Here is a 21,564-nt window from a genome sequence, read left to right on the forward strand (position 1 = left end):
GAATGAGAACGGGAGCCTTAGGGCTCCCGTTTTTTTACTGTTCAAATATGAGTGAGGTGTCGGACAGGCTCACTGCGCGGCGTTAGCTGATTCACGCACGACCAGCACCGGGCAATTGGCGTGACGGACGACGGCGGTGGCATTGGAGCCGAGGAGATAAGTGATGGCAGAAGGGCGGTTGGAACCCATCACGATAATCTCCGCGTTGAGCGCATCGGCGAGCTCCAGGATCTGATCTTTGGGATCGCCGACGGCAACGTGCGTGGTCACTCTATCTTCAGGCACGCTGAATTCTTTGGCCGCTTTTGCCAGCCCCTCGGTTGCTACCGCAATGATTTCGTCTTTGGTTTCTATCGCCGCCGTGGCGGCAAAGCCGAAAGCGGCATAGGTGGCGCGCGACGGGATCACCGCCAGGAAATGGACGTGGGAGTCTTCGAGCCTGGCGAGCGCGTTGACATGCGGGATGACCTGCTGTGTTAATTCCGGCTCGGTAATATCCACGGGAACCAAAATAGTTTTGTACATACTCCCTCCTTATCGTTTTCAAAAAACTCCACTTTTTGGATTATAGCTGCTTGACGCCGAGAAAACGGCGATCGGTATGGCAGAACCAAAGAAATTGGCCGCCAAAAGGGAAAGTATGCAGAAACCGTTGTTGTGGCAATCGATTAGAAGCGGCTGATCTGGCTGTTAAAGGCATGGGAAGCGAACTGTTCAATGATCGCGCCGCTATTGTTAAGCGTGTATCAGTGTGTTTGGCGTTTGAGTAGAAAAGGAGCTCTCGGGAGCCTTCTTTGTTACAATCAGTAATATTGTTATCCAGTGAAAAGATAGTTTAAATGACCAAGAAAACCATTTCTGTTTTGATTTTGTCTTTATTTATTGGCGGGTGCACCACGCAAACTACCGATGAGCGAATGGCCAGGGCGAAAGCGAAGTACGCCGAATCAAACCCAGTCGCGCAAGCGCCTTCACCCTTGGTGCGTTTGGAATGCAATACGCAAGCAGGAACCCAAATCACGGCCATGATGAATGGCGCATCGCAAACCGTCACCATTAACAGCGCCGTATTCCGTTTTGTCGACCGGGACGACGTTCAGGGCATTGATACATTGAGCTTTGCCAGAACCGTTGACGGCGTAACCAGCTGGGTGTTCGTGAACATGGCATCCAGCGATCCGGTTTATCTCAGCATTGTGAGCCAAAAGACCGTGTTGAAATTTATGTGCAGTGCTTACAAAGGATGAGCGAAAACGTGTATGCCATCGCTGTCTATTCATACGTTATTCTGTCGAAAATCGGTGCGTCACTGCTGTTGTAATGACGGACTGCACAGCCCCTGGCGAAAGTTTTAATGTCACTAGCAGTGTATATTGATCCTGTATAACGTATTGGCCGGCGCTCTTTGCGTGGCCCAGCGTCAACTGATTTCACTACTGATAATTATCCATAAGGACAGGGATATGAAAATAACGCATTCAGGCTATAAAACCGGCGTTGCCACAGTATTGGCGGCGATGACCGCGCTGGCATTAACGGGGTGCGCCAAGAGCACGGCCCCCAGCCAAACCGATCCGGTAAATAAAGAGGTTGACGATATTTTCACCAACCTTGGCGGCCCAAAGACGTCGGCGCCGGGAAAAGAGAAAGAACACTATATCGCCCAGTTGCAGGCCGCGATTCAAAGCCATTTGAAAGATGCCGAAGCCTACTCAGGCAAGCGTTGCACATTGAGCATCAAGCTGGCGCCGGACGGTATGCTGATCAGCATTCGGGCTGAGCAAGGGGAACCGGAACTTTGCCAGGCCGCGATCAAGGCAATCACCAATGCGCGTCTGCCTAAGCCGCCAACGGCCGCGGTTTACGAAGCGGTCAAAAGCAGCGCGTTGGAATTTCGCCCGCAGTGAATAAACAACGCTGTTTCCGTGCAACGCTATCCCGGTCAAGGCCGGGATTTTTTATTGCCGTCACCCTGCGTTAATTGGTGAGAATCACTAAAGCCCTTGATGAAGGGTGACGATAACCCTTAAAAATCCTGATTATAAAAGAGTGGCCATGCGTTTTTTCTGGGGCAACATTGGTGGCAGCGTCGCGGAAGTTTTTAAGGGCGAATTCCTGTGGGCGCCGCAATATGGAATAAATAAGACTGGGAACATGTTTAAACCTGCCGGGTGGGAAACGGTCAAAAAAGTCAAAGAGGGTGACCTGATTTTTTGCCACAAGGGTAGGAAGATCATCGGCGTGGCGACAGCGGTACGCGATGCTTACTCTGCACCGCGGCCTGAGCATCGGGTCGCGGGACCGCCGCATATTGCGGGTACCCAAGTCGATTTGGCACTGACGCGTCTTGAACTACCTATTGATGTTTCCCTTTTTAATCAAGCGTTCACACGCATGCACAACCAGGCTTGCCTTCCGCGCGTTTTTAATAAGAAAGGCGGATGCACCGAAAACTATATGTGCGAGATCCCCGCGCCGGCAGCCGCGTTGATCGCCGGTTTTCTCTCGGAAAATCTCTCTATCAACTTCCATGCGGATACCGTCGAAATCACCAGAGAGGTCGGTGGTGAGCAAGAAAGGGTGATTCAGGCGCGGATTGGGCATGGTCCCTATCGCGATAAAATGTTTAAGCGGTGGGGAAACCGGTGCGCCGTCACGGGGATTGCGGAGCCGTCCATTCTCATTGCCTCTCACATCGTTGCCTGGTCGATTGCGACCCCAGAAGAAAAAGTGGATCCGCACAATGGTTTGCCGTTAATCCCCAATCTGGACAAGCTGTTCGATCGTGGCATGATCAGTTTTGCCGATGACGGACGTTTGCTGTATTCACGGACGATGAGCGGTTTGCTATGTGAGCTGAGGATCCCGTTGGACGCCAATATTAGCGGGTTGTCTGAAAAGAACAGAGCATACCTGCAACGGCATCGAGTGAAGTGGGGGTTTGAAACTGTGCCCTGATGCAGGTTTGCCAAATCTGAGCTGGGGCTCTTACCGATACATCATCGCGCTCACGCGTTCGCTCCGATCTTTAAAACCGTTGCTGCGCATCGTGACCACATAGTAGCGATAGTGATGTTTCTGTGCGTATTCGCGCACCAGATCTTCGGCGAACAGGCCGCTGAAGGTGACGGTGGTGACGAACGTCAGCCCTTTCACTTCGTAGGTGCTGATCTCCTGCGGGGCGCCGATATACGGCGGCGGGAACACGGTCTTGTGGAACTGGCAGCCCGCCAGCAGCAGGGTAAACAGCAGGGCGGCGGAGATTTGCGGTATTCTCATCGGGAAAAGCTTTCCTTCCTTGGCGTGTGTTTTAGTAACTCTATAATAGGATTACAAAATTCGGCGGGGATGTAAAAGTTATCCCGCTTCGGTTGCCGTTTCGTTGAAGCGGTGTCGCCGTATCCATCAGCATGAGGATTAAAACATGTTTGTTCGCCAGGCCACTGACAGCGATGTCGCAGCCCTGATCGCCCTCGACAGCGTCGCCGAACACGAACCGCAGCGCGCGGCGCAGATCCGGGCCTGGTGCGGGCAGGGGGAGTGCTATCTTGCCAAGGAACAGGACGTGGTGATGGGCTATGGCGTATTGCACTATCATTTCTTCGGCTGCGGCTTTATCGAGATGCTGATGGTCGGCGAGCGCTATCGCCGCCGGGGCGTCGGGCAGGCGTTGATTACGGCATTGAAGTCCCATTGCCGACACCCGAAGCTGTTCACTTCCACCAATCGTTCCAACCTGCCGATGCAGCGGCTGCTGCTGAACGCCGGATTTGTCGCCAGCGGCCAGATTGACAATCTCGATGACGGCGATCCGGAGCAGGTCTTTTTTATCCCGCTGCGCTAATACAGCCGGACATCGACCGCCTGCTGTTGCAGCCAGGTGCTGACGTAGCCGTAAGCGGCATAGAAGGCCAGCAGTGCGAAGAGCAGCACCGAAAGCGAGGCCAAAAACCTGACGTCGCCGTGCTTCGTCAACTGATAGGCACAATAGAGAAAGGCTAACAGGCACAGCAGAGTGAAGGCGATGGCCAGCATGGCGTAAAAAATAAGCATAACGAAATCCGTTCTTCCTTGTGAGCCTGGCAAGGATACCACAGACAAAAAAAGGGGCCCAAACGGGCCCCTGCGTGATTCGCTGCGGGAGGTTTACTCCACCGCGTCGGGATGGTTCTTGCCTTCCTCGATAAACTCTTCGTCGATCTCTTCGATGTTCTCCTCGCTGTCGCGGCCGGACAGAATGTTCCAGCAGGCGATGAACAGCGCGGCGATCAAGGGGCCGATGACGAAGCCGTTGATGCCGTAAATCTCCATGCCGCCCAGGGTGGAGATCAGGATCAGGTAGTCCGGCATTTTGGTGTCTTTGCCCACCAGCAGCGGGCGCAGGATGTTGTCCACCAGGCCGATCACCACCACGAAGAACACTACCAGGAAAATGGCTTTCCACAGCATGCCGGTGGCGAAGAAGTAGATCACCGCCGGCACCCAGATGATGGCGGAGCCCACGGCCGGGATGATCGACAGGAACGCCATCAGCGCGCCCCACAGCAGGCTGCCGTCGATGCCGGTAAAGTAAAACGCCAGCCCGCCGAGCGCGCCTTGCACCACGGCGACCACCACCGTGCCCTTGACGGTGGCGCGGGAAACGGCGGCGAACTTGACGAACAGATGGTGTTTCACGTGCTGGGAGAGCGGCAGCGCTTCGAGCGCCAGGTTCACCAGATAGGGGCCGTCTTTCAGCAGGAAGAACAGCAGGTAGAGCATCACGCCGAAACCGACGACGAAGTTGAAGGTGCCCTTGCCGATCAGGAACACGCTGCCCGCCAGATATTGCCCGCCCTTGAGCGCCACCTCGGAAAGCTGCTTTTGGATCTCGGCGGCGCTGTTGAGGTTATGCTCCGCCAGGAAGCGCTGCGCCCAGCCGGGCAGGTGGCGCATAAAGTCCGCCAGCATGGTCGGCAATTGGCTGTTGTTGGTCTGCAGCTTGGTGTAGATCACGTTGAATTCCATCGCCAGCGACGAGGCGATGATCGCCAACGGCGTGAACACGATCAGGCAGATCAGCGCCACCGTCAGCAGCGACACCACGCCGTTGCGTTCGCCGACGTACTGCTTCAACTTCTTTTTCACCGGATGGAAAATCACCGCCAGAATAACCGCCCACAGCACCGAGGAGTAATAAGGCCCCAGCACGTCGAGAAAGGCGGCGGTAACGATGAACAGGATCAGAATAAAGAATCCTTTGGAAATGCCTTTAGACATCATAGTCGTCCCTCAAAAGATGAATTTTCAGCATAGATGAACTGAATGAAAACAACACTATCATCACCTTTGCTTAACCGGTAGGGGATTTTTAGTGGCGTATTCCATAGGGTTATTAAGGGCAAGGCGGGCGCCGCACGGTGAACAGGCGGCGGCGAGAGAAAAGAAAGAGGGCTAAATAATTAAATAAATTTATCGATTGTGTTTCATTTTGTGAGCCGCACTTGCCGCCTGCGCCAGGCTTTCCTAGTTTTTAGGAGGGCGGCCGTTCGCCCGATATCTCGAAGGAGTATGCAAATGACTGAACACAAACGACTTGCCGTTATCGAAAAGGCATTGCTGATCGCTTTCGCCGGCGTGCTGGTTTATCTTGCCACGACCGGCGCCTTGTCATTATCGGGCCTTGATCACCACTGGCCTTATCCTTCGCGCTAAGCGTGCTTGGTCTCATCATGCAGGCCCGATAACGATAATGAGCGGCTGTACCCTACGACACGAGACTCACAGCATCAATCATCCGTTATTCGCCTCGTTCTTTGGCGCGCAGGGCGGTGACGCTCTCTCCGCCGACGCCCCAGTTGTCGGTGGCCACCTCGTCAATCACCACGAAAGTGGTGTGGCGTGGCTTATTCAGCACCCGCTCCAGCAGCGTGGTGACTCCCTCGATCAGCATGCGCTTTTGCGCGGCGCTGACCCCTTCGTCGGTCACTTTAATGTTGACGTATGGCATGGCGTTTTCCCCCGGTTTCACCAGACCCCGGCGGTGGCGCCGCCGTCAACCGCGAGCGCCGCGCCGGTAACGAAATTGGCGTCGGTCAGATACAGCACCGCATCGACGATGTCCTGCGGCTGGCCGACGCGGCCGGTTGGCGCCAGTTGCCGCATCTGCGCCAGACTCTGTTCATCATTTTGATGCATAGGTGTGGCGATGATGCCGGGCGCCACGGCGTTGACCATCACGTTGTGCGGCGCTAACTCCAATGCCAGTTCGCGCACGGCCTGATTCAGGCCGCCTTTGATCAGCACCGGCAGCAAGGCGGGTACTTTGCTGTTGGGCTGCATGGCGATCGACGCGGTGATGGCGACGATGTGGCCGGCGCCGCGTTGCTGCATATGCCGGGCGGCGGCCTGCGCCGGGTAGAAGAAGCCTTTCAGATTGGTTGCCACCATCGCGTCGACCTCCTCCGGCGTATAGTCGGCGATCGGCTTGGCGATAAATATGCCGGCGTTATTGATGAGAATATCTACCTGACCAAAAGCCTGTATCGCCAGGCTGAACAACCGCTCGGCGGTTTCCGGCAGCGCGATGTCTCCCGGCGCCAGCAGCAGATTGGCCGGGCGACCGAGTTTGTCCGCCGCCGCCTGCAGCCGTTCAAGCGAACGGGCGTTTGCGACAACCTGATAGCCGCGCGCCAGGTAGGCTTGCGCGATGGCGAAGCCCAAGCCGCTCGATGCGCCCGTGACGATGACCGTGTTTACTTTGCTCATTTTCTCTCCTCGACAGGATAGTGATTGATCTTAGGTGAACGGTAATCCATACCTGATGGTTGAAAAATGAGAGGGAAAGAATTTTAATTTATACCTGATGTAATGAATTGGCGGGGGAGAGACATGCAACGCCATTTTGACGACGTTCAGGTGGGCAGTATCGAGCTGTTTTGCCTGACGGTAGAAACCGGCAGTTTCACCGCAGCGGCCAATGCCGCCGGGATAACCCCTGCGGCGGTCAGCCGCTCGGTCGCGCGCCTGGAGATGCGATTGCAGGCGAAGCTGTTTATCCGCACCACACGCCAGATGCGCGTCACGGATGCCGGACAGCGTTATTACCTGGAATGTCGCCGGGCGCTGAGCCAGCTGATGGAGGCCGAGGCGAGAATTTCCGGCGAACGGGACAAACCGGTGGGGACGCTCAGCATCAGCGCGCCGACGCTGTACGCGCATTTTAGGCTGTTGCCGCGTTTGCCCGAGTTTGCGCATCGCTATCCCGATCTCAAGCTGAATCTGCACGTCAGCAATCAGAATATCGATTTCTCCGAAGATAAATTCGACGTCGCCATTCGCGGCAGCGAGCTGAACGATTCCGGCCTGGTATCGCGGCGATTGGAGGAGGCTGAACTGATCGTGGTGGCGACGCCGGGCTATTTGCAGCGTCATCCTGCGCCGCTCACGCCGGCGGATCTGGCCCGGCACGATTGCATTCAGTATGCGTTGCCCAGCACCGGCAGAAAAACCGCCTGGACGTTTAAGATTCAGGGCGAAAATAGCAAAGTGGACACTGCCGGACGCTGGCTTTGCCAGGAAGATTACCTCGCTACGCTGACGCTGGTGAAAAGCGGTGCCGGACTGATGCAGGTGTATCGCTTTACCGTCGAACAAGAGTTGAGCAACGGGGCGCTGGTCGAGGTTTTGAAAGATTATGCCGGCGCCTCGCGCCCCTTCATCCTGCTTTACCCTTATGCGCGCTTTGTCCCGCTGAAGGTGCGGAAATTCATCGATTTCCTGACGGAAGCGTAGCCGCCAGCGCCAATACGGCTCCTGACACCGCCGCCGCGAGCACCAGCCACGCCGGGGCCGCCCAGCCGGCCGCGGCCACGATGGCGCTCAGCGCGACCGGGCCGATCACCTGGCCGAGGTAGTTTCCCTGCATCACCAGCCCGAGGCTCAGCGGCAGCAGCGTCGGTTCCGGCGTCGCCGCCGGCGTGGCGGCCAGAATGGTGGCGGGCAGCATGCCGGCGATGGCGCAGAACAGGAAGCACAGCGGGATCAGCAGGCCGTTGGGCGTCATCGGCAGGAAAATGCCGACGCCGAAGACCCCGATCAACAGGCTGGTGGCGGCGAGCAGCGTTCTGGCGGGCAGCCCGCGCGACAGCAGCACGCCGGCGGCGAGGTTGCCGATGATGTTGGCCGCCACCGCCGCCGCGCTGATGCCGCCGGCGGCCGCGAGCGACAGGCCGATGCGCTGCATCAGAAAGATCGGCAAAAAGGTCATCACCGAGAAAAACTGCAGGTTGTAAGCGGTGAACATCAGCGCCAGCAACAGCGGCTGGCGCGCCCGCAACATCGCGCCCAGCGCTTGCCGCAGCGGCGCCGGCGGAACGTGCGCCTCGGCGGCGCGGCGGGACGTGGTCAACGGCAGCAGCAGGGCGGCCAGCAGCGTCAACGCCGCACCGGCCTGCCAACTCTGTTGCCAACCGGCGAGATGGGGGCCGAAAAACAGTGAAATGGCGATGCCCGCCGGCATGAAGGTGCTCCAGATGCCGAACACCAGGTTGCGCTGCGCCGGGGCGACGATGCGGTTCAGCACCGCCGGCGAGGCGACCACCACGATCACGAAGCCGAGGCCTTCGACAAAGCGGCTGACAATCAACCCGCTGAAGTCGTGCAGCGTGGCGCCGGCGAAGCTGGCGGCGCTGATGATCAGCAGCCCGAGCGCCAGCAGGCGCCGATCGCCCCAGCGGCGCACCAGCAGTCCGGCGGCGATGCCGCCGAACACCCCGACGAAAGGAAAGGCCGAAATGACCCAGCTTAGCGTCTCCAGTGAACGGCCAAACTCGGCCTGCAGCGCCGGCAACGCGATAGTGGCCTTACCCACATGCAGCGCCGCCGCGATGCCGGCGAACAGCACGTTGATGACGGCCAGCCAGGGCGTGGCGGCGGGGAGAACGCGGTCGATGGCGTCCGGTTTAATCGCGGTCATAACACTCTCCGGTGGCGGCAACGCCATCACTATGCCTCTGCGCTACAGCAAAGGCCGTTCAAATGCTGCGCTATCACGTGGGGAAACTGTTCATTTCGAGCTTTATTTTGCGCGCCGCGTTGTTTGGTTCGCCAGCGTGCCGCCCGGCGTGGACGCGGGTCCCCCCGCAGCGGTTTACTGTTCCGGCACGCAGCAGGCGTGTTGAATTCATTTTATAAGGAGCAGTGTATGTCAGAGATGATGAACGAGAGTGGGGCGCCGGCCATTGAATGGAGCTATGGCGGCCGGGGTGACGATATCAGCAGCAGCCTGAGCCTCGACACGGTTGAGGAACAGCCGCAGGGTTTCTTGATGACGGTCGATCGGCCGGTGCAGATCTTTAAAGAAGCGCTGTCGCCGATGATGGCCTTTGTCACGCTGCTGCGCCCGCTGTACGCCAAGACGAGCGAAGGCTTCCAGTATGTGCCGGTTTCCAACCCCTGGACCGACGTGCAGCGCCTGCCGGCCAGCGCAGGCTATTTGGGCGTACAGGTCAACGCCGGGCTGTTCTTCCATGGCGCCAAGCCGACGCACTATAAAGACCGCGACGGCCAGATGAAACCGATCGACGGCGGCACGCTTTTGCAGAACATCACCGTGCTGCATCAGGTGGCGCAGCCGCAGGGCCCGGGCGAAGGCGGGATCTGAGGCTGAAACGTTATCACGGGGCCGGACGCGGCCCTTATCTCGCCTTGAAAACCGCCCTTGGCTTGGGTAAAAAGGGTTGTCTATTCAAGGAGAAGAGTATGTACAGCGACAACGAGAAAAAATTCTACATCATCCTCAACCGCAACCACGAACCGGCCACGCTGTTTAACGCCTCCTGCCATCTGACGGCGGGCATCACCGATCTGATCGAACAGCGTGAGTTTCACCACTATCCGAGCAGCCTCGACGGCGTCAGCGCCAACATGAGCCACTACCCGATCGTCATCCTTCAGGCTAAAAACAGCAGCCAGCTCAGCAACCTGATCCTCAAATGCAAGGAGGAGGGCGTGCTGTCCAACTTCTTCACCACCACCATGCTGTCGCACTCCGCCGAGCAGCAGATCGCCGACACCGCCAATACCCCCTACGAGCAGCTGGATTTCGTGGCGGTGGCGCTCTACGGTGACACCGAGCAGCTTAAGCCGCTCACCAAGAAGTTCTCCGTCTACCGTTAATCGCGAACGGCGTCACATCAGGGGCGGCAACGGCTATGATATTTTTCCATCAAATCGTTGATGGAGATGAACATGAGCGGCAAGAAAACCACCATGGCGGCCATCGCCAGAGAGGCGCGGGTCGGCATCGCCACCGTCGATCGGGTGATCAACCAACGCGCGTCGGTGCGGCCCGCCACCCAGCGCCGGGTGATTGAGGCGGCGAAAAAGTTGGGGTTCGCGTTGGAGAAGTCCCACTGCCTGTCGGCGGTGCTGGGCAGGCCGGAGCGCCGCCTGAAAATGGGGTTTATCCTGCTGCGGCGCGAACACTCTTTCTATGCGCAACTGGCTGATGAACTGATGGCGCAAGCGGCGCCGTATCATGAGCCGGGTCAGCCGCCGCAGTTCATCTTCCACTCTCTCAATGCCATCGGCGACACCGCCGCCGCCATTAGCCAATTGAGCCGCCAGGTGGAAGCGATCGGCGTGCTGGCGCTGGATCACCCCCTGATCCACTATGCCGTAGAAGAAGCCGCCCAGGCGGGCATCAACGTTTTCGCGCTGCTGTCGGATTTATCGGTGCCCAGCCGCGCCGGCTACATCGGTCTGGATAATCAAAAAGCGGGCCGCACAGCCGGCTGGGCGGTGGATCGTCTGTGCCGGCGTCAGGGCGACGTCGGCGTGATCATCGGCGACAACCGTTTTACTTGCCAAGAAGCCTGCGAGATCGGTTTTCGCTCCTACCTGCGTGAGCAGATGAGCGGCCAGCGTGTGCTGGAACCGGTGCGCAGCCTTGAGGACGCGGAAACGGCGCGCCGGGTTACGCGTGAACTGCTGGCGAACCACCCGGAACTGGCGGCGCTTTACGCGCCGAGCGGCGGTGTGGAGGGCATTATTCAGGCGTTGCGAGAGAGCGGCCGGCAGCGCGACATCACGCTGGTGTGCCACGGCCCGGTGCAGGGCGGTGAAATGGCGCTGCTCGACGGCACGGTGGATCTGCTGCTGTGCCACCGCATTCCCGAATTGGCCGCCACGATCGTCGAGACGTTACTCGCCGCCGATGAACAACCGGGATTACGCCACATCATTAATCGCTTCGATGTGATCACCAAAGAAAACCTCTGACGGCCGCTGAGTGGTGTTTGCCGAGGTCAGGGCGCAGCCAGGCGCTGCCTGAATTTGATTGAAAAATATCAAATAATTTATCAAAAATAGCGCGATCTCTATCAAAAAATAAAATTTTCATTATTGATGGTTTTGGAATTTTTGTTTGATACTGCCGGCATTCCCCGCAAAAAAGGAGCCGTCGCCATGACTTTGCCTATCGCCAATGCGCCCTGCAGTTGGGGCGTGGATGATCCGAACAACCCCCATTTGCCGCCCTATGCCACGGTTCTGCAAGAAGCGTCGGCGGCCGGCTACCGCAGCATAGAGCTGGGGCCGTGGGGCTATCTGCCGACGCAGAGCGAGGCGCTGTGTGCCGCGCTGGAGCAGCATCGCCTGTCGCTGGTGGCCGGCACGATTTTTGACGATCTGGTCAGCGAGGCGAACATTGAGCGCCTGCTGGCCCTGACTCATCGGATATGCCGCAACCTCTCGCGGGCGCCCAGGGCGGAGCCGACCGAGGGCGATCGCGCCGCGCCGCCGTTCTTGGTGATTATCGATTTCGGCAATCCGCAACGCGCCAGGTTCGCCGGGCGTTCAGATTTAGCGCCGCGTTTGTCGCAGGCGGAGTGGCAGAGGATGATCGGGCACATTACGCGCATCAGTGAACTGGCCTGGCGGGAATACGGTGTGCGGCCGGTGGTGCATCCGCACGCCGGCGGCTGCATCGAGTTCGCCGACGAAATCGACCGGTTGGCGGCGGACATTCCGCATCACACCGCCGGATTGTGCCTGGATACCGGCCATCTGTATTACGCCGGGCTGGACCCGGCTGCCTGGCTGAGCAAGCACTTTGATCGTCTTGATTACCTGCACTTCAAAGACGTCGATCCGCAGGTGTTCCGCGAGGTGCTGGCGCGCGGCGTCGATTTTTTCACCGCCTGCGCCGAGGGCGTCATGTGCCCGTTGGGCAGCGGGGCGATCGATTATCCGCAGCTGCGTGCGCTGTTGGCCGAGCGCGGATATCGGGGCTGGATCACTATCGAGCAGGAGCGCGATCCGCGCAATGTGCAGGGCAGCCTGCAGGACGTCGCCGCCAGCTTGCGCTACTTGCGCGGCCTCGGCTTTTAATCAGGAGAAACACGATGATCAACGGCAGCAAACCTTTGGCGAGATCGTTGCGCTGGGGCATGGTCGGCGGCGGTGGCACCAGCCAGATCGGTTACATCCACCGTTCGGCGGCCTTGCGCGACGGCGCGTTTACTCTGTTGGCCGGCGCGTTCGACATTGACGCCGAACGCGGGCGTGATTTTGGCCGGAGTCTGGGCGTGGCGGCGGAGCGCTGTTATGCGGATTATGCCGAGATGTTCCGCGCCGAAGCCGCGCGGGCGGACGGCATCGAAGCGGTCTCGATCGCCACGCCGAACAACACCCATTACGCCATTTGCCGGGCGGCGCTGGAGGCGGGATTGCACGTGGTATGCGAGAAGCCGCTGTGTTTCAGCGTCGAAGAGGCGCAGGCGCTGGCGGCGCTGTGCGAGCGGCAGCGCAAAGTCATCGGCGTGACCTACGGCTATGCCGGGCACCAGATGATTTTGCAGGCCCGGCAGATGATTGCCGATGGCCGGCTGGGGGAAATTCGGCTGGTGAATATGCAGTTCGCCCACGGCTTTCACGCCGCGCCGGTGGAGCAGGATAATCCCAGCACTCGCTGGCGGGTCGATCCGCGCTTTGTCGGCCCCAGCTATGTGCTGGGCGATCTGGCAACCCACACGCTGTTCCTGGCGGAAACCATGGCGCCGCAGTTGAAGATCCGGCGGCTGATCTGCAGCCGGCAAAGCTTTGTGCCGTCGCGCGCGCCGTTGGAAGACAATGCCTATGTGCTGATGGAGTATCACAACGGCGCCGTCGGCTCCGTGTGGGCTTCGGCGGTCAACTGCGGTTCGATGCACGGCCAAAAGGTGCGCATTGTCGGTGAAAAGGCCAGCCTGGAGTGGTGGGATGAACAACCCAATCAGCTGCGCTTCGAAGTGCAGGGCGAGCCGGTGCGGATCCTGGAGCGCGGCATGCCGTATCTCGCCGCGTCGGCGCTGGCGGACGATCGCATCGGCGGCGGCCATGCGGAGGGGCTGTTTGAAGCCTGGTCGAATCTCTACCGCCGCTTCGCGCTGGCGATGGACGCCACCGATCGGCGCGACGCAGCCTTCCTGGCCGACTTCTGGTACCCGGACGTGCAGGCCGGCGCGCTGGGCGTGAAGTGGGTGGCGCGCTGCGTGCAATCCGCCGAAACCGACGCCGGCTGGGTCGCCTTCGACTGAGCGAGCGATTCGCTCAGACGCTGGCCCCGTCGTAGCTGTGGATCTGTAACGCATCCAGCGCGACGTCCGGCACGCAACGCAGGTTAACGGCGCACATCGCGGCGCCGTCTGGCGCGGTGCCGTAGGCGAAGGGCTGGGCTCCGCAGACTCGGCAGAACTGATGGCGGATCCTGTGGTGATTGAAAGTGTAGGTGCTGAGCTGGTCCTGACCGCTGTTGAGCGTGAAAGCGCTGATGGGGAAGAACGACAGCAGCAGCCCTTTGCGGCGGCAAATCGAACAGTTGCAGCTGAGGGCTTCGGTCGGCAGTTCGGCGTCCACGGTAAAGGTGACGGCGCCGCAGTGGCAGCTTCCCTGGAATGACATGGCGATGATCCTGTAACAGGGGAGAGTGTTTGCCCAGTATAGTGCAATTTATCGTCACTCGGCCGCGCCCGGCCTGGTTTCCTTAGTAAATGCACGGTTTTCTGGTAGGTTAGAGGTTAACGTCATCAAAAGGAGATCGCGATGTTAGAACATTACTATCCGGCCAATATGGGCGCCGAACCGGTCACGGACGAACAGCACAAACGGCTGGTGGCGGTGCAGGCGGCGCTGGAACTGATCAAGGCCACGCTGTCGGATACCAACGACGGCAACGGCGTGGACTTCCAGCTGAAGGCGGCGGAAAAGCACATCGGCCCGATGGCCGACGCCATTCAGGAAGCCCTGAAGTAACGGTTCGCCGTCACGTCAACCGCCCGTCTCGGGCGGTTTTTTTTGCGCTGATTACTGCGATTTTTTTAGTGGCGCATTGCCTTTTTCCCGGCTGGTGCCGTGAGCGGCGCGATCCTACTCTAGCGATCCGAGTCCTCATCAGGGTCATGCTCATGTTCCGCTTCAGCTTCTTTTCTTTCTTATTGCCGCGCCGCCGACGCGTCACCCAGTTGGCCGGCGCAGCGCTGTTGTTCAGCGGCGTTATGCAGGCGCAGGCCACGCAACGCATCGAGTTTTCGCCGAACCCTGCCGGCGCCTACCCTGAGGGCATCGCCTGGAATGCACGCGCCGGTGCGTTCCTGATTTCCTCTCTGCGCGGCGGGCAGCTTGGCCTGGTCTACCCGGATGGCCGCTATCGGCGGTTTTCCACCGGCAAGGGGCTTATCACCACCTCCGGCATGCTGGTGGACGCCGAGCGCAACCGGGTGCTGGTGTGCAACGAAGACGTGGGCGTGTCCCGCAACTCTGCCGCTGGCACGCGCAATCGCGTGGCGCAGGTGCTGGAGTTCAATCTCGATACCGGCGCGCTGCAGCAGACGTACGATCTTTCATCGCTAAGCCATGGGCCGACGCTGCCCAACGATCTGACGCTCGACGCGCAGGGCAATATCTACGTGACCGACAGCTTCCAGCCGCAGATTTACAAGATCGACCAGACAACGCGCCAGGCGTCGATTTTGGTGCGCTCAGCGCGCTTGATGCCGGCCGACGCACCCGCCGCTGCGCAGGGCTCGCGGCCTTATCTCAATGGCGTGGTGTATCACCCGGATGGCTACCTGATTGCCGCGGACTACACCCGCGGGCTGCTGTGGAAGGTGACGTTGGAGAACGCGCCGGCGGTCAGTGAAATCAGGCTGCCGCAGCGGCTGAAAGGGCCGGACGGGCTGCGGCTCAAAAATGCCCATGAATTGGTGATCGTACAGTCTTTTCCGGATGAAAAGGGGAGCATGTCCGGCGACGTGTCACTGCTCTCCTCGACCGACGGCTGGGCCAGCGCGCGTATCGCCGCGGTCGCCGCGCCGCCGGGATTGGATGGGCCGACCGGCGCCGCGCTGCGGGATGGCGAGGTGTGGGTCGTCAACTCCCGTTACCCCCGGCTGTTTGCCGACGTCGCTCAGGCGGAAAGTACCAAGACGTTCAGTATCGTCAAGGTGGCGTTCAAACCGGCCGCGGCGGATGGCCGCTGATCGACGGCGATTGCCAACCGCGCCGGAATAGGATTAAATGCGCAGTGACTGTATAAATAAACAGGTGTGCTGCGATGAGTCTGATGTTGAAGGGTGAAAAGATTGACCGTAACCGCTTTACCGGCGAGAAGATTGAAAACGGCAGCTTTATGCTGTGCGATTTTTCGGGCGCCGATCTGACCGGTACCGAGTTTATCGGCTGCCAGTTTTACGATCGCGACAGCCGACAGGGCGGCAATTTCAGCCGCGCGATACTGAAAGACGCCAGCTTCAGAAGCTGCGATTTGTCGATGGCCGACTTCCGCCATGCCAGCGCTCTGGGGGTGGAGATCCGCGAATGCCGCGCGCAGGGCGCCGATTTTCGCGGCGCCAGCTTTATGAACATGATCACCAGCCGCACCTGGTTTTGCAGCGCCTATATCACCAAAAGCAACCTGAGCTATGCCAACTTCGCCAAGGTGGTGCTGGAGAAATGCGAGCTGTGGGAAAACCGCTGGCACGGCGCGCAGGTGCTAGGTGCCAGTTTCAGCGGTTCCGATCTGTCCGGCGGCGAATTCTCCGGTTTCGACTGGCGTGCCGCCGATGTCACCCAGTGTGATTTGAGCAACGCGGAACTGGGCGAGTTGGATTTGCGTACCACCGATCTGCAGGGCGTCAAAATGGACAGCCACCAGGCCGCGCAGCTGCTGGAGCGGCTGGGGATCGCGATCATCGGCTAAGGGAATGGCTAACGGGACGGTTGGGCAAATAAGCGCTTGAAGGCTTTCTCTGCGTCCACGGGAATGCGGCGTTGCATTACCGGGATAGTGAAACGCGGATCCTGGGAGAGGTGGCGAGCCTGCTCGTTGAGCGGCACGACGGCGATCGCCAGATTGTCGTTAGCCTGCATGACGCCTTCCTGTTCGAACAGGGCGAACACCGGCGTGTCGCGCGCGTTACCCAATGAGCAAGCCGAAATCCAATAATCGCCGTCTTGGGCAAATTTGCACTGCGCCGCTTGCGGGCCAATCGCGCTGATTTGTTTGGCAATCAAGGCATTCGCGTTTTCCACATAGCTTGGCGGTGCCGGCTGGCAGCCTGCCAAACTGAGCGTCAGTGCAGCAAGCGTCAGTGTTCTTTTGCCCATCATAGCCATCCTTGAGGTCATTTCCTGTAAAGTAAAATAATTATCCTAACAACGATAATGCGCCAGTGTCGAGAACAGATTGATTTATTAAGCTTTTATTTCTCTTTCATGACGATTAAGCGGTTTTCTTCAGTGTTATAGCAGGGAGTAGTTTCGCGTGAAGGGAAGAGCAGAACGCGGAATCGGCGGCTGTTTGCGCGTTCATGATCGGCCCCGGCGCGGCGAGTCCAATCGTTCGTTATTTTTCACCCCGAACGCCGCGCAGATAACCCTGAGCTGGCGGCAGATGCAGACGGTGCTTTGCGGTAATAAATTTATGAGGCAGATGAATATAATTTAAAATATATCTTGCTTAAATAATTTAGCTGTGTGTAAATAGCGTCATCGGTTTGTAGTACAGACCTTATGAAAGCAGTTTTAGTAAAGCAGTTCTCAGTATTAGCGATATCCCTCAGATACCTCTTCTTCCGCGAATTCTCTTCTCTAGTGCCCCATAAGCTTCCAATAAAAACAGACCTCTATCGCCCTATGGCGTCGCAAAAATATAAAGGAAATATCTCTATGTCCAATAAAATGACGGGTTTGGTAAAATGGTTTGATGCAGGTAAAGGCTTTGGCTTTATCACCCCGGCAGACGGCGGCAAAGATGTGTTCGTACACTTCTCCGCTATCCAGAGCAACGATTTCAAAACGCTGGACGAAGGCCAACAGGTTGAGTTCACTATCGAAAATGGCATGAAGGGGCCTTCTGCCGGCAACGTGGTCGCGTTATAATTTTCGGCCGAGGTGCAATTTCTTACGACAGCGATGATGGTTTAAGCCGGAGCAGTTAAGCAATGAAATCCTCAGCCTGAATAAACTCCGGGTTCGCCCGGAGTCTTTCTCGATACGTCATTAGCTCAGCAGGAAGAGCGGCAGCGAAATTATTCGTTGGCGGACTGGGGTTCGATTCCTCGATGACGTTCCAATAATTAATGATTATTGGCAACAGAAAAACAGATTGCCGCAGAATTAATAACGCCGCGTTTCAGTCTATTTTTCTGTTGTGAAAAAGTCGCGCTTAGGCTGCGTAATGTTGGAGTGTGGGATGGACGCTTACGCCATAACATGACAGCCGGGAAAGTCACCGGCACACGATTAATAGCCCCGGCCTTGGCCGGGGTTTTTTATGCCCGCGATCTTAACGCTGCGAGTCCAGCAGTTCGTTGTTTTTCACCACGTCCTGCGCTTTGAGGTAGCTCTCGATCAGCAGCTGATAGGCCGGGAAGATTTTGGTGTAGACCTCGGCCCATTGCTGAGCGTCGGCGCGGTTCCAGCTGCCCTGCAGCTCCGAGGCCACGCCGGCGGTGTCGATCGGCACCACGCCGGCCTGCACCACACGCGCCAGGGTGATTTCCTGCGCCATTTTCGAGTAGGTGCCGGAGGCGTCGATTACCGCGAACACTTTATAGCCTTCGGCCACCGCACTGATGGACGGGAAGGCCATGCAGACGCTGGTGATGGTGCCGGCGATGATCAGGGTCTTGCGGCCGGTGGCCTTGACCGCCGCCACGAAGTCCGGGTTGTCCCAGGCGTTGATTTCCCCTTTACGGGCGACGTATTGCGCGTGCGGTGCATTCTGGTGAATTTCCGGGATCAGTGGGCCGTTGGGGCCCTGCGGCACCGAGGCGGTGGTGATCACCGGCAGTTTACTGAGGGTGGCGATGCTGGCCAGGGCGGCGGCGCGGGCGCGCAGTTCGGTCATCGGCATATCGGCGACGGTCTGGAACAGGCCGCTCTGGTGATCAATCAGGAGCATGACCGCGTCATTGGCATCAATAACAGGACGCTGGCCGTTGAAATTGGCTGGAGTGCTCATGGTGTTTTCCCTTTCTCGTCGTGAGGTCAGTGGGTATCTTCTTTGATTGATAAGGCTGAAACTCAGCACTTGCCTACAGTGTAGGGAGAAGAGAGAAATCCGGTAGAGCCTGAAGTCGGGATGCATCGTTCCATAAATGGAACGATTTTGACGCAGGCGAGCGGCCCGGCGCTGGGCTAAACTTAAGATGCATAAGAAACATGCGGCAAGGAGCGCCATCCTGTTTACGGATCTGACGAGGAGGGCCGCCATCATGGCTTACCGGCATATCGTTGTCGCCACGGATCTCAGCGAAGACGCCGAGTTCCTGCTGGGCAAGGGCGCCAGACTGGCCGCCGCGCTCAATGCCAAACTTTCCCTGATCTATATCGACATTCATCGCGCCGGTTATTACGTCGATCTGGGCGTGGGAGATTACAACTACACCGATCGCACATTTTCGGAGCGGGTGAAGAATATGCTCAATGCGATCAAAGGGCAGTCGTCGTATCCGGTGGAAGAGGTGATCGTCAGCCGCGGCGCGTTGACGGAAGAGCTGAACCGGGTGGCGAAGGAAAAAGGGTTCGATCTGGTGATCTTCGGCCATCATCATGATGTCTGGAGCCGACTGGTCTCTTCGGCGCGTCAGGCGATCAACGAGCTGAACGTTGATCTGCTGGTTGTTCCCATCGAGAAAAAATAGTCGCGGCCGCCTGCGGGCGGCTGCCGTTTTCCATTCGCATCGCTTATCTCCGGGTGAAGATAACCGCATACCTGCAATAATTCCGCTTGCTGACAATCCGCCCGAAAAATAGTGACTGCCTGGAATTTTATTTTCTCCATCAATATGTTGGCCAAAATCCGATAAAGGTTAATCCAGCGCATTGAAATCACTGTCATACCTCCTTTTGGTTAATAAACCGCACGTTTTGACTGGCTCTCCGCGAAGAGGCGTCTTATCCTCGGGGTAATGAGATTTGTATGACTTATATAAATACGTTCACATGGAGGAGGTCTCATGCGTTTTGACAATAAAGTCGTGGTTATCACCGGTGCGGGCAATGGCATGGGGGAAGCGGCGGCGCGGCGTTTCTCCGCCGAGGGCGCGATCGTGGTGCTGGCCGACTGGGCCAAGGAAGCGGTGGACAAGGTCGCCGCTTCGCTGCCGAAGGGCCGGGCGATGGCGGTGCATATCGACGTTTCCGATCACGTCGCGGTTGAAAAAATGATGAACGAGGTGGCGGAAAAACTGGGCCGCATCGACGTCCTACTGAACAACGCCGGCGTACACGTGGCGGGCAGCGTGCTGGAAACCAGCGTCGACGACTGGCGTCGCATCGCCGGGGTTGATATTGACGGCGTGGTGTTCTGCTCCAAATTCGCCTTGCCGCACCTGCTGAAGACCAAGGGCTGCATCGTCAATACCGCGTCGGTGTCCGGCCTGGGCGGCGACTGGGGCGCGGCCTATTACTGCGCGGCGAAAGGCGCGGTGGTCAACCTGACGCGCGCCATGGCGCTCGATCACGGCGGTGACGGCGTGCGCATCAACTCGGTCTGCCCGAGCCTGGTCAAAACCAACATGACCAACGGCTGGCCGCAGGAGATCCGCGACAAGTTCAATGAGCGCATCGCGCTGGGGCGTGCGGCAGAGCCGGAAGAGGTGGCGGCGGTGATGGCGTTCCTGGCCAGCGACGACGCCAGCTTTATCAATGGCGCCAACATTCCGGTCGATGGCGGGGCGACCGCCTCGGACGGCCAACCGAAGATCGTCTAAGCGTTAACGCGCAGGCCCGGCCAGGATGACCGGGCCTGTTGTTTTTAGACGCCGATGCGGTCGCGCAGCGTGTAGTAGGCCGCGCCGATGGCGGTGAACGGGATCTGCAGATTGCGTCCGCCGAAGAACGGCAGGTGCGGCAGTTTGGCGAAGGCGTCGAAGCGTTCGGCGTCGCCGCGCATCAGCTCGGCGATCAGCTTGCCCGCCAGATGGGTGCAGGTCACGCCGTGGCCGCTGTAGCCCTGCATGTAGTACACGTTATTCTCCAGCCGGCCGAACTGCGGCATGCGCGACAGCGTCAGCAGGAAGTTGCCGGTCCAGCGATAGTCGATACGCACCCCTTTCAGCTGCGGGAAGGTCTTCAGCAGCTTCGGCCGGATCAGGTTATCGATATCGTCCGGATCGCGCGCGCCGTACACCACGCCGCCGCCGTACAGCAGGCGATGATCGGCGGTGATGCGGTAGTAATCCAGCAGGTAGTTGCAGTCCTCCACGCAGTAGTTCTGCGGGATCAGCGCCTGCGCGATCTCCGGCGCCAGCGGTTCAGTGGTCACCACCTGAGTGCCGCACGGCATGCTGCGCTTGGCCAGCCGCGGCTCCAGCTTATCGCCCAGATAGGCGTTGCCGGCGACGATGACGAAACGCGCCTTCACCTGGCCGTTGGCGGTGCTGATGAGCGCCGGTTCGCCGTGGCGGATGTTCGTCACCGCCGATTGCTCGAAGATGCGCCCGCCCTGCAGGCGGATCGCCTCGGCTTCGCCCAGCGCCAGATTGAGCGGATGGATGTGGCCGCCGCTGTGATCGAGCAGCGCGCCGACGTAACGATCGCTGGCGATCTCCTGGCGCACCCGGTCTGCGTCGAGCAGCTCAAGCTGGGTATTGCCGTAGCGCTCCCAGTTGCGTTTTTGCTCGATCAGCGCATGGAACTGCTTGTTGTTCAGGGCGGCGAAGATGCCGCCGGGGCGGTAGTCGCAGTCGATGGCGTAGCGGCTGATGCGGCTGCGAATGATCTCCGCGCCTTCGAACATCATGCTGCCGAGCAGGCGGGCGCTTTCCGCGCCGTAACGCTCTTCAATCACATCGATGTCGCGGCTGTAAGAGTTGACCAACTGGCCGCCGTTGCGGCCGCTGGCGCCGAAACCGATGCGCGCCGCTTCCAGGACCACCACGTCGTAACCGGCTTCCACCAGGAACAGCGCGGAGGAGAGGCCGGTATAGCCGCCGCCTATCACGCAGACGTCGCATTCGATCGATTCATTCAGTTGCGGATAGGGCTGATGTGCGTTGGCCGTGGCCGCATAGTAGCTTTTTACGTGTTCAGTCATGA

Annotated in this window: 28 protein-coding genes and 1 pseudogene; 18 read left to right on the forward strand and 11 right to left on the reverse strand. The window is 58.8% G+C overall.

Features of this window, described 5'->3' with window-relative positions; genetic code table 11:
• Nucleotides 1–69: 69 nt before the first annotated feature.
• The gene (uspF, locus tag ACTJJ6_RS03135; protein WP_016928063.1) at nucleotides 70–525 is read right to left on the reverse strand and encodes a universal stress protein UspF; all 456 of its coding nucleotides are present in this window, start codon (nucleotides 523–525) and stop codon (nucleotides 70–72) included.
• Between the two features lie 314 nt (nucleotides 526–839).
• Between uspF and ACTJJ6_RS03140 the strand changes: the two genes are divergently transcribed.
• The 3 genes from ACTJJ6_RS03140 to ACTJJ6_RS03150 all read left to right on the forward strand — a co-directional run bounded on the left by ACTJJ6_RS03140 (nucleotide 840) and on the right by ACTJJ6_RS03150 (nucleotide 2,958).
• Nucleotides 840–1,247, forward strand: a complete 408-nt coding sequence (locus ACTJJ6_RS03140; protein WP_060445305.1) for a hypothetical protein — start codon at nucleotides 840–842, stop codon at nucleotides 1,245–1,247.
• A gap of 126 nt (nucleotides 1,248–1,373) precedes the next feature.
• Entirely contained in the window at nucleotides 1,374–1,907 is a 534-nt protein-coding gene (gene tolA / locus ACTJJ6_RS03145; protein WP_239505761.1) for a cell envelope integrity protein TolA, read from the forward strand.
• Nucleotides 1,908–2,055: 148 nt separating this feature from the next.
• The gene (locus ACTJJ6_RS03150) at nucleotides 2,056–2,958 is read left to right on the forward strand and encodes an HNH endonuclease (RefSeq protein WP_164052976.1); all 903 of its coding nucleotides are present in this window, start codon (nucleotides 2,056–2,058) and stop codon (nucleotides 2,956–2,958) included.
• 30 nt (nucleotides 2,959–2,988) lie between these two features.
• Here the strand turns inward: ACTJJ6_RS03150 and ACTJJ6_RS03155 are convergent, their stop codons facing one another.
• Nucleotides 2,989–3,279, reverse strand: coding sequence for a hypothetical protein (locus ACTJJ6_RS03155; RefSeq protein ID WP_016928059.1), 291 nt, complete (start codon nucleotides 3,277–3,279; stop codon nucleotides 2,989–2,991).
• 145 nt (nucleotides 3,280–3,424) lie between these two features.
• Here ACTJJ6_RS03155 and ACTJJ6_RS03160 point away from each other — a divergent pair, with 145 nt between their 5' ends.
• Nucleotides 3,425–3,844: a GNAT family N-acetyltransferase gene (locus ACTJJ6_RS03160; RefSeq protein ID WP_079449334.1), complete on the forward strand. Its 420-nt coding sequence runs from the start codon at nucleotides 3,425–3,427 to the stop codon at nucleotides 3,842–3,844.
• On the opposite strand, the gene ACTJJ6_RS03165 is transcribed toward ACTJJ6_RS03160, so the two are convergent.
• Together ACTJJ6_RS03165 and ACTJJ6_RS03170 are read right to left on the reverse strand one after the other, a co-directional pair.
• Complete coding sequence (locus ACTJJ6_RS03165; RefSeq protein ID WP_033640592.1) at nucleotides 3,841–4,053, reverse strand: hypothetical protein; 213 nt, start codon at nucleotides 4,051–4,053, stop codon at nucleotides 3,841–3,843. The two genes, ACTJJ6_RS03160 and ACTJJ6_RS03165, sit on opposite strands and share 4 nt — an antisense overlap.
• Before the next feature lie 93 nt (nucleotides 4,054–4,146).
• Nucleotides 4,147–5,262 (reverse strand): AI-2E family transporter, encoded by a 1,116-nt coding sequence (locus ACTJJ6_RS03170; protein WP_033640590.1) that lies wholly within the window; start codon nucleotides 5,260–5,262, stop codon nucleotides 4,147–4,149.
• A 294-nt stretch (nucleotides 5,263–5,556) separates the two neighbouring features.
• Between ACTJJ6_RS03170 and ACTJJ6_RS03175 the strand changes: the two genes are divergently transcribed.
• Nucleotides 5,557–5,694: a hypothetical protein gene (locus ACTJJ6_RS03175; RefSeq protein WP_162838161.1), complete on the forward strand. Its 138-nt coding sequence runs from the start codon at nucleotides 5,557–5,559 to the stop codon at nucleotides 5,692–5,694.
• A gap of 85 nt (nucleotides 5,695–5,779) precedes the next feature.
• Here the strand turns inward: ACTJJ6_RS03175 and ACTJJ6_RS03180 are convergent, their stop codons facing one another.
• Complete coding sequence (locus ACTJJ6_RS03180; protein ID WP_049300697.1) at nucleotides 5,780–5,989, reverse strand: tautomerase family protein; 210 nt, start codon at nucleotides 5,987–5,989, stop codon at nucleotides 5,780–5,782.
• A 17-nt stretch (nucleotides 5,990–6,006) separates the two neighbouring features.
• Nucleotides 6,007–6,747, reverse strand: a complete 741-nt coding sequence (locus ACTJJ6_RS03185; RefSeq protein ID WP_151254706.1) for an SDR family NAD(P)-dependent oxidoreductase — start codon at nucleotides 6,745–6,747, stop codon at nucleotides 6,007–6,009.
• A 123-nt stretch (nucleotides 6,748–6,870) separates the two neighbouring features.
• Between ACTJJ6_RS03185 and ACTJJ6_RS03190 the strand changes: the two genes are divergently transcribed.
• Nucleotides 6,871–7,773, forward strand: a complete 903-nt coding sequence (locus tag ACTJJ6_RS03190) for a LysR family transcriptional regulator (RefSeq protein ID WP_049300640.1) — start codon at nucleotides 6,871–6,873, stop codon at nucleotides 7,771–7,773.
• Here the strand turns inward: ACTJJ6_RS03190 and ACTJJ6_RS03195 are convergent.
• Entirely contained in the window at nucleotides 7,748–8,956 is a 1,209-nt protein-coding gene (locus tag ACTJJ6_RS03195) for an MFS transporter (RefSeq protein ID WP_049300639.1), read from the reverse strand. The genes ACTJJ6_RS03190 and ACTJJ6_RS03195 overlap by 26 nt on opposite strands.
• A 228-nt stretch (nucleotides 8,957–9,184) precedes the next feature.
• Between ACTJJ6_RS03195 and ACTJJ6_RS03200 the strand changes: the two genes are divergently transcribed.
• The 5 genes from ACTJJ6_RS03200 (at nucleotide 9,185) to ACTJJ6_RS03220 (ending at nucleotide 13,559) form a co-directional block, all read left to right on the forward strand.
• Complete coding sequence (locus ACTJJ6_RS03200) at nucleotides 9,185–9,643, forward strand: hypothetical protein (RefSeq protein ID WP_079449331.1); 459 nt, start codon at nucleotides 9,185–9,187, stop codon at nucleotides 9,641–9,643.
• A gap of 98 nt (nucleotides 9,644–9,741) precedes the next feature.
• On the forward strand, nucleotides 9,742–10,158 hold the full coding sequence (locus tag ACTJJ6_RS03205) for a DUF2000 domain-containing protein (protein WP_004941246.1): 417 nt from the start codon (nucleotides 9,742–9,744) through the stop codon (nucleotides 10,156–10,158).
• Nucleotides 10,159–10,230: 72 nt separating this feature from the next.
• Nucleotides 10,231–11,262: a LacI family DNA-binding transcriptional regulator gene (locus ACTJJ6_RS03210; RefSeq protein ID WP_016928053.1), complete on the forward strand. Its 1,032-nt coding sequence runs from the start codon at nucleotides 10,231–10,233 to the stop codon at nucleotides 11,260–11,262.
• A gap of 186 nt (nucleotides 11,263–11,448) precedes the next feature.
• Nucleotides 11,449–12,372, forward strand: a complete 924-nt coding sequence (locus ACTJJ6_RS03215) for a TIM barrel protein (RefSeq protein WP_049300636.1) — start codon at nucleotides 11,449–11,451, stop codon at nucleotides 12,370–12,372.
• A 14-nt stretch (nucleotides 12,373–12,386) separates the two neighbouring features.
• Nucleotides 12,387–13,559 carry a Gfo/Idh/MocA family protein gene (locus ACTJJ6_RS03220; protein WP_049300635.1) on the forward strand — a complete coding sequence of 391 codons (1,173 nt, stop codon included), beginning with the start codon at nucleotides 12,387–12,389 and terminating at the stop codon, nucleotides 13,557–13,559.
• A gap of 13 nt (nucleotides 13,560–13,572) precedes the next feature.
• Here ACTJJ6_RS03220 and ACTJJ6_RS03225 read toward each other — a convergent pair whose 3' ends face one another.
• Entirely contained in the window at nucleotides 13,573–13,923 is a 351-nt protein-coding gene (locus ACTJJ6_RS03225) for a GFA family protein (RefSeq protein ID WP_016928050.1), read from the reverse strand.
• Nucleotides 13,924–14,064: 141 nt separating this feature from the next.
• On the opposite strand from ACTJJ6_RS03225, the gene ACTJJ6_RS03230 reads away from it, so the two are divergent.
• From ACTJJ6_RS03230 to ACTJJ6_RS03240, 3 genes are all read left to right on the forward strand, one after another.
• Nucleotides 14,065–14,274: a hypothetical protein gene (locus tag ACTJJ6_RS03230; RefSeq protein ID WP_004941260.1), complete on the forward strand. Its 210-nt coding sequence runs from the start codon at nucleotides 14,065–14,067 to the stop codon at nucleotides 14,272–14,274.
• A 152-nt stretch (nucleotides 14,275–14,426) separates the two neighbouring features.
• On the forward strand, nucleotides 14,427–15,500 hold the full coding sequence (locus tag ACTJJ6_RS03235; RefSeq protein ID WP_049300696.1) for an SMP-30/gluconolactonase/LRE family protein: 1,074 nt from the start codon (nucleotides 14,427–14,429) through the stop codon (nucleotides 15,498–15,500).
• Nucleotides 15,501–15,574: 74 nt separating this feature from the next.
• The gene (locus ACTJJ6_RS03240) at nucleotides 15,575–16,219 is read left to right on the forward strand and encodes a Qnr family pentapeptide repeat protein (RefSeq protein WP_015377630.1); all 645 of its coding nucleotides are present in this window, start codon (nucleotides 15,575–15,577) and stop codon (nucleotides 16,217–16,219) included.
• 8 nt (nucleotides 16,220–16,227) lie between these two features.
• Here the strand turns inward: ACTJJ6_RS03240 and ACTJJ6_RS03245 are convergent, their stop codons facing one another.
• Complete coding sequence (locus ACTJJ6_RS03245; protein WP_033645933.1) at nucleotides 16,228–16,629, reverse strand: hypothetical protein; 402 nt, start codon at nucleotides 16,627–16,629, stop codon at nucleotides 16,228–16,230.
• A gap of 558 nt (nucleotides 16,630–17,187) precedes the next feature.
• Between ACTJJ6_RS03245 and cspE the strand changes: the two genes are divergently transcribed.
• Both cspE and ACTJJ6_RS03255 read left to right on the forward strand, forming a co-directional pair.
• Nucleotides 17,188–17,400 (forward strand): transcription antiterminator/RNA stability regulator CspE, encoded by a 213-nt coding sequence (gene cspE / locus ACTJJ6_RS03250; protein WP_004941268.1) that lies wholly within the window; start codon nucleotides 17,188–17,190, stop codon nucleotides 17,398–17,400.
• Nucleotides 17,401–17,514: 114 nt separating this feature from the next.
• Nucleotides 17,515–17,593: pseudogene (locus ACTJJ6_RS03255) on the forward strand.
• A 213-nt stretch (nucleotides 17,594–17,806) separates the two neighbouring features.
• Here ACTJJ6_RS03255 and ACTJJ6_RS03260 read toward each other — a convergent pair.
• Nucleotides 17,807–18,484: an isochorismatase family protein gene (locus tag ACTJJ6_RS03260; RefSeq protein ID WP_016928046.1), complete on the reverse strand. Its 678-nt coding sequence runs from the start codon at nucleotides 18,482–18,484 to the stop codon at nucleotides 17,807–17,809.
• A 253-nt stretch (nucleotides 18,485–18,737) separates the two neighbouring features.
• Here ACTJJ6_RS03260 and ACTJJ6_RS03265 point away from each other — a divergent pair, with 253 nt between their 5' ends.
• On the forward strand, nucleotides 18,738–19,166 hold the full coding sequence (locus ACTJJ6_RS03265) for a universal stress protein (RefSeq protein WP_033633267.1): 429 nt from the start codon (nucleotides 18,738–18,740) through the stop codon (nucleotides 19,164–19,166).
• A 315-nt stretch (nucleotides 19,167–19,481) separates the two neighbouring features.
• On the forward strand, nucleotides 19,482–20,237 hold the full coding sequence (locus ACTJJ6_RS03270) for an SDR family NAD(P)-dependent oxidoreductase (protein WP_025302549.1): 756 nt from the start codon (nucleotides 19,482–19,484) through the stop codon (nucleotides 20,235–20,237).
• Nucleotides 20,238–20,281: 44 nt separating this feature from the next.
• Here the strand turns inward: ACTJJ6_RS03270 and ACTJJ6_RS03275 are convergent, their stop codons facing one another.
• A complete protein-coding gene (locus ACTJJ6_RS03275; RefSeq protein ID WP_016928043.1) occupies nucleotides 20,282–21,562 on the reverse strand; it encodes an NAD(P)/FAD-dependent oxidoreductase in 1,281 nt (426 codons plus the stop codon).
• Between the last annotated feature and the right edge of the window lie 2 nt (nucleotides 21,563–21,564).

Source organism: Serratia sp. 22278, assembly GCF_052045405.1.
In the GTDB taxonomy this organism is placed as follows: domain Bacteria; phylum Pseudomonadota; class Gammaproteobacteria; order Enterobacterales; family Enterobacteriaceae; genus Serratia; species Serratia marcescens.

What these genes read in the sequence shown, in the direction of transcription:
- uspF (WP_016928063.1), bottom strand. Translation starts at nt 525, where the DNA reads ATGTACAAAACTATTTTGGTTCCCGTGGATATTACCGAGCCGGAATTA.
- ACTJJ6_RS03140 (WP_060445305.1), top strand. Translation starts at nt 840, where the DNA reads ATGACCAAGAAAACCATTTCTGTTTTGATTTTGTCTTTATTTATTGGC.
- ACTJJ6_RS03150 (WP_164052976.1), top strand. Translation starts at nt 2,056, where the DNA reads ATGCGTTTTTTCTGGGGCAACATTGGTGGCAGCGTCGCGGAAGTTTTT.
- ACTJJ6_RS03155 (WP_016928059.1), bottom strand. Translation starts at nt 3,279, where the DNA reads ATGAGAATACCGCAAATCTCCGCCGCCCTGCTGTTTACCCTGCTGCTG.
- ACTJJ6_RS03160 (WP_079449334.1), top strand. Translation starts at nt 3,425, where the DNA reads ATGTTTGTTCGCCAGGCCACTGACAGCGATGTCGCAGCCCTGATCGCC.
- ACTJJ6_RS03165 (WP_033640592.1), bottom strand. Translation starts at nt 4,053, where the DNA reads ATGCTTATTTTTTACGCCATGCTGGCCATCGCCTTCACTCTGCTGTGC.
- ACTJJ6_RS03170 (WP_033640590.1), bottom strand. Translation starts at nt 5,262, where the DNA reads ATGATGTCTAAAGGCATTTCCAAAGGATTCTTTATTCTGATCCTGTTC.
- ACTJJ6_RS03175 (WP_162838161.1), top strand. Translation starts at nt 5,557, where the DNA reads ATGACTGAACACAAACGACTTGCCGTTATCGAAAAGGCATTGCTGATC.
- ACTJJ6_RS03180 (WP_049300697.1), bottom strand. Translation starts at nt 5,989, where the DNA reads ATGCCATACGTCAACATTAAAGTGACCGACGAAGGGGTCAGCGCCGCG.
- ACTJJ6_RS03185 (WP_151254706.1), bottom strand. Translation starts at nt 6,747, where the DNA reads ATGAGCAAAGTAAACACGGTCATCGTCACGGGCGCATCGAGCGGCTTG.
- ACTJJ6_RS03190 (WP_049300640.1), top strand. Translation starts at nt 6,871, where the DNA reads ATGCAACGCCATTTTGACGACGTTCAGGTGGGCAGTATCGAGCTGTTT.
- ACTJJ6_RS03195 (WP_049300639.1), bottom strand. Translation starts at nt 8,956, where the DNA reads ATGACCGCGATTAAACCGGACGCCATCGACCGCGTTCTCCCCGCCGCC.
- ACTJJ6_RS03200 (WP_079449331.1), top strand. Translation starts at nt 9,185, where the DNA reads ATGTCAGAGATGATGAACGAGAGTGGGGCGCCGGCCATTGAATGGAGC.
- ACTJJ6_RS03205 (WP_004941246.1), top strand. Translation starts at nt 9,742, where the DNA reads ATGTACAGCGACAACGAGAAAAAATTCTACATCATCCTCAACCGCAAC.
- ACTJJ6_RS03210 (WP_016928053.1), top strand. Translation starts at nt 10,231, where the DNA reads ATGAGCGGCAAGAAAACCACCATGGCGGCCATCGCCAGAGAGGCGCGG.
- ACTJJ6_RS03215 (WP_049300636.1), top strand. Translation starts at nt 11,449, where the DNA reads ATGACTTTGCCTATCGCCAATGCGCCCTGCAGTTGGGGCGTGGATGAT.
- ACTJJ6_RS03220 (WP_049300635.1), top strand. Translation starts at nt 12,387, where the DNA reads ATGATCAACGGCAGCAAACCTTTGGCGAGATCGTTGCGCTGGGGCATG.
- ACTJJ6_RS03225 (WP_016928050.1), bottom strand. Translation starts at nt 13,923, where the DNA reads ATGTCATTCCAGGGAAGCTGCCACTGCGGCGCCGTCACCTTTACCGTG.
- ACTJJ6_RS03230 (WP_004941260.1), top strand. Translation starts at nt 14,065, where the DNA reads ATGTTAGAACATTACTATCCGGCCAATATGGGCGCCGAACCGGTCACG.
- ACTJJ6_RS03235 (WP_049300696.1), top strand. Translation starts at nt 14,427, where the DNA reads ATGTTCCGCTTCAGCTTCTTTTCTTTCTTATTGCCGCGCCGCCGACGC.
- ACTJJ6_RS03240 (WP_015377630.1), top strand. Translation starts at nt 15,575, where the DNA reads ATGAGTCTGATGTTGAAGGGTGAAAAGATTGACCGTAACCGCTTTACC.
- ACTJJ6_RS03245 (WP_033645933.1), bottom strand. Translation starts at nt 16,629, where the DNA reads ATGATGGGCAAAAGAACACTGACGCTTGCTGCACTGACGCTCAGTTTG.
- cspE (WP_004941268.1), top strand. Translation starts at nt 17,188, where the DNA reads ATGTCCAATAAAATGACGGGTTTGGTAAAATGGTTTGATGCAGGTAAA.
- ACTJJ6_RS03260 (WP_016928046.1), bottom strand. Translation starts at nt 18,484, where the DNA reads ATGAGCACTCCAGCCAATTTCAACGGCCAGCGTCCTGTTATTGATGCC.
- ACTJJ6_RS03265 (WP_033633267.1), top strand. Translation starts at nt 18,738, where the DNA reads ATGGCTTACCGGCATATCGTTGTCGCCACGGATCTCAGCGAAGACGCC.
- ACTJJ6_RS03270 (WP_025302549.1), top strand. Translation starts at nt 19,482, where the DNA reads ATGCGTTTTGACAATAAAGTCGTGGTTATCACCGGTGCGGGCAATGGC.
- ACTJJ6_RS03275 (WP_016928043.1), bottom strand. Translation starts at nt 21,562, where the DNA reads ATGACTGAACACGTAAAAAGCTACTATGCGGCCACGGCCAACGCACAT.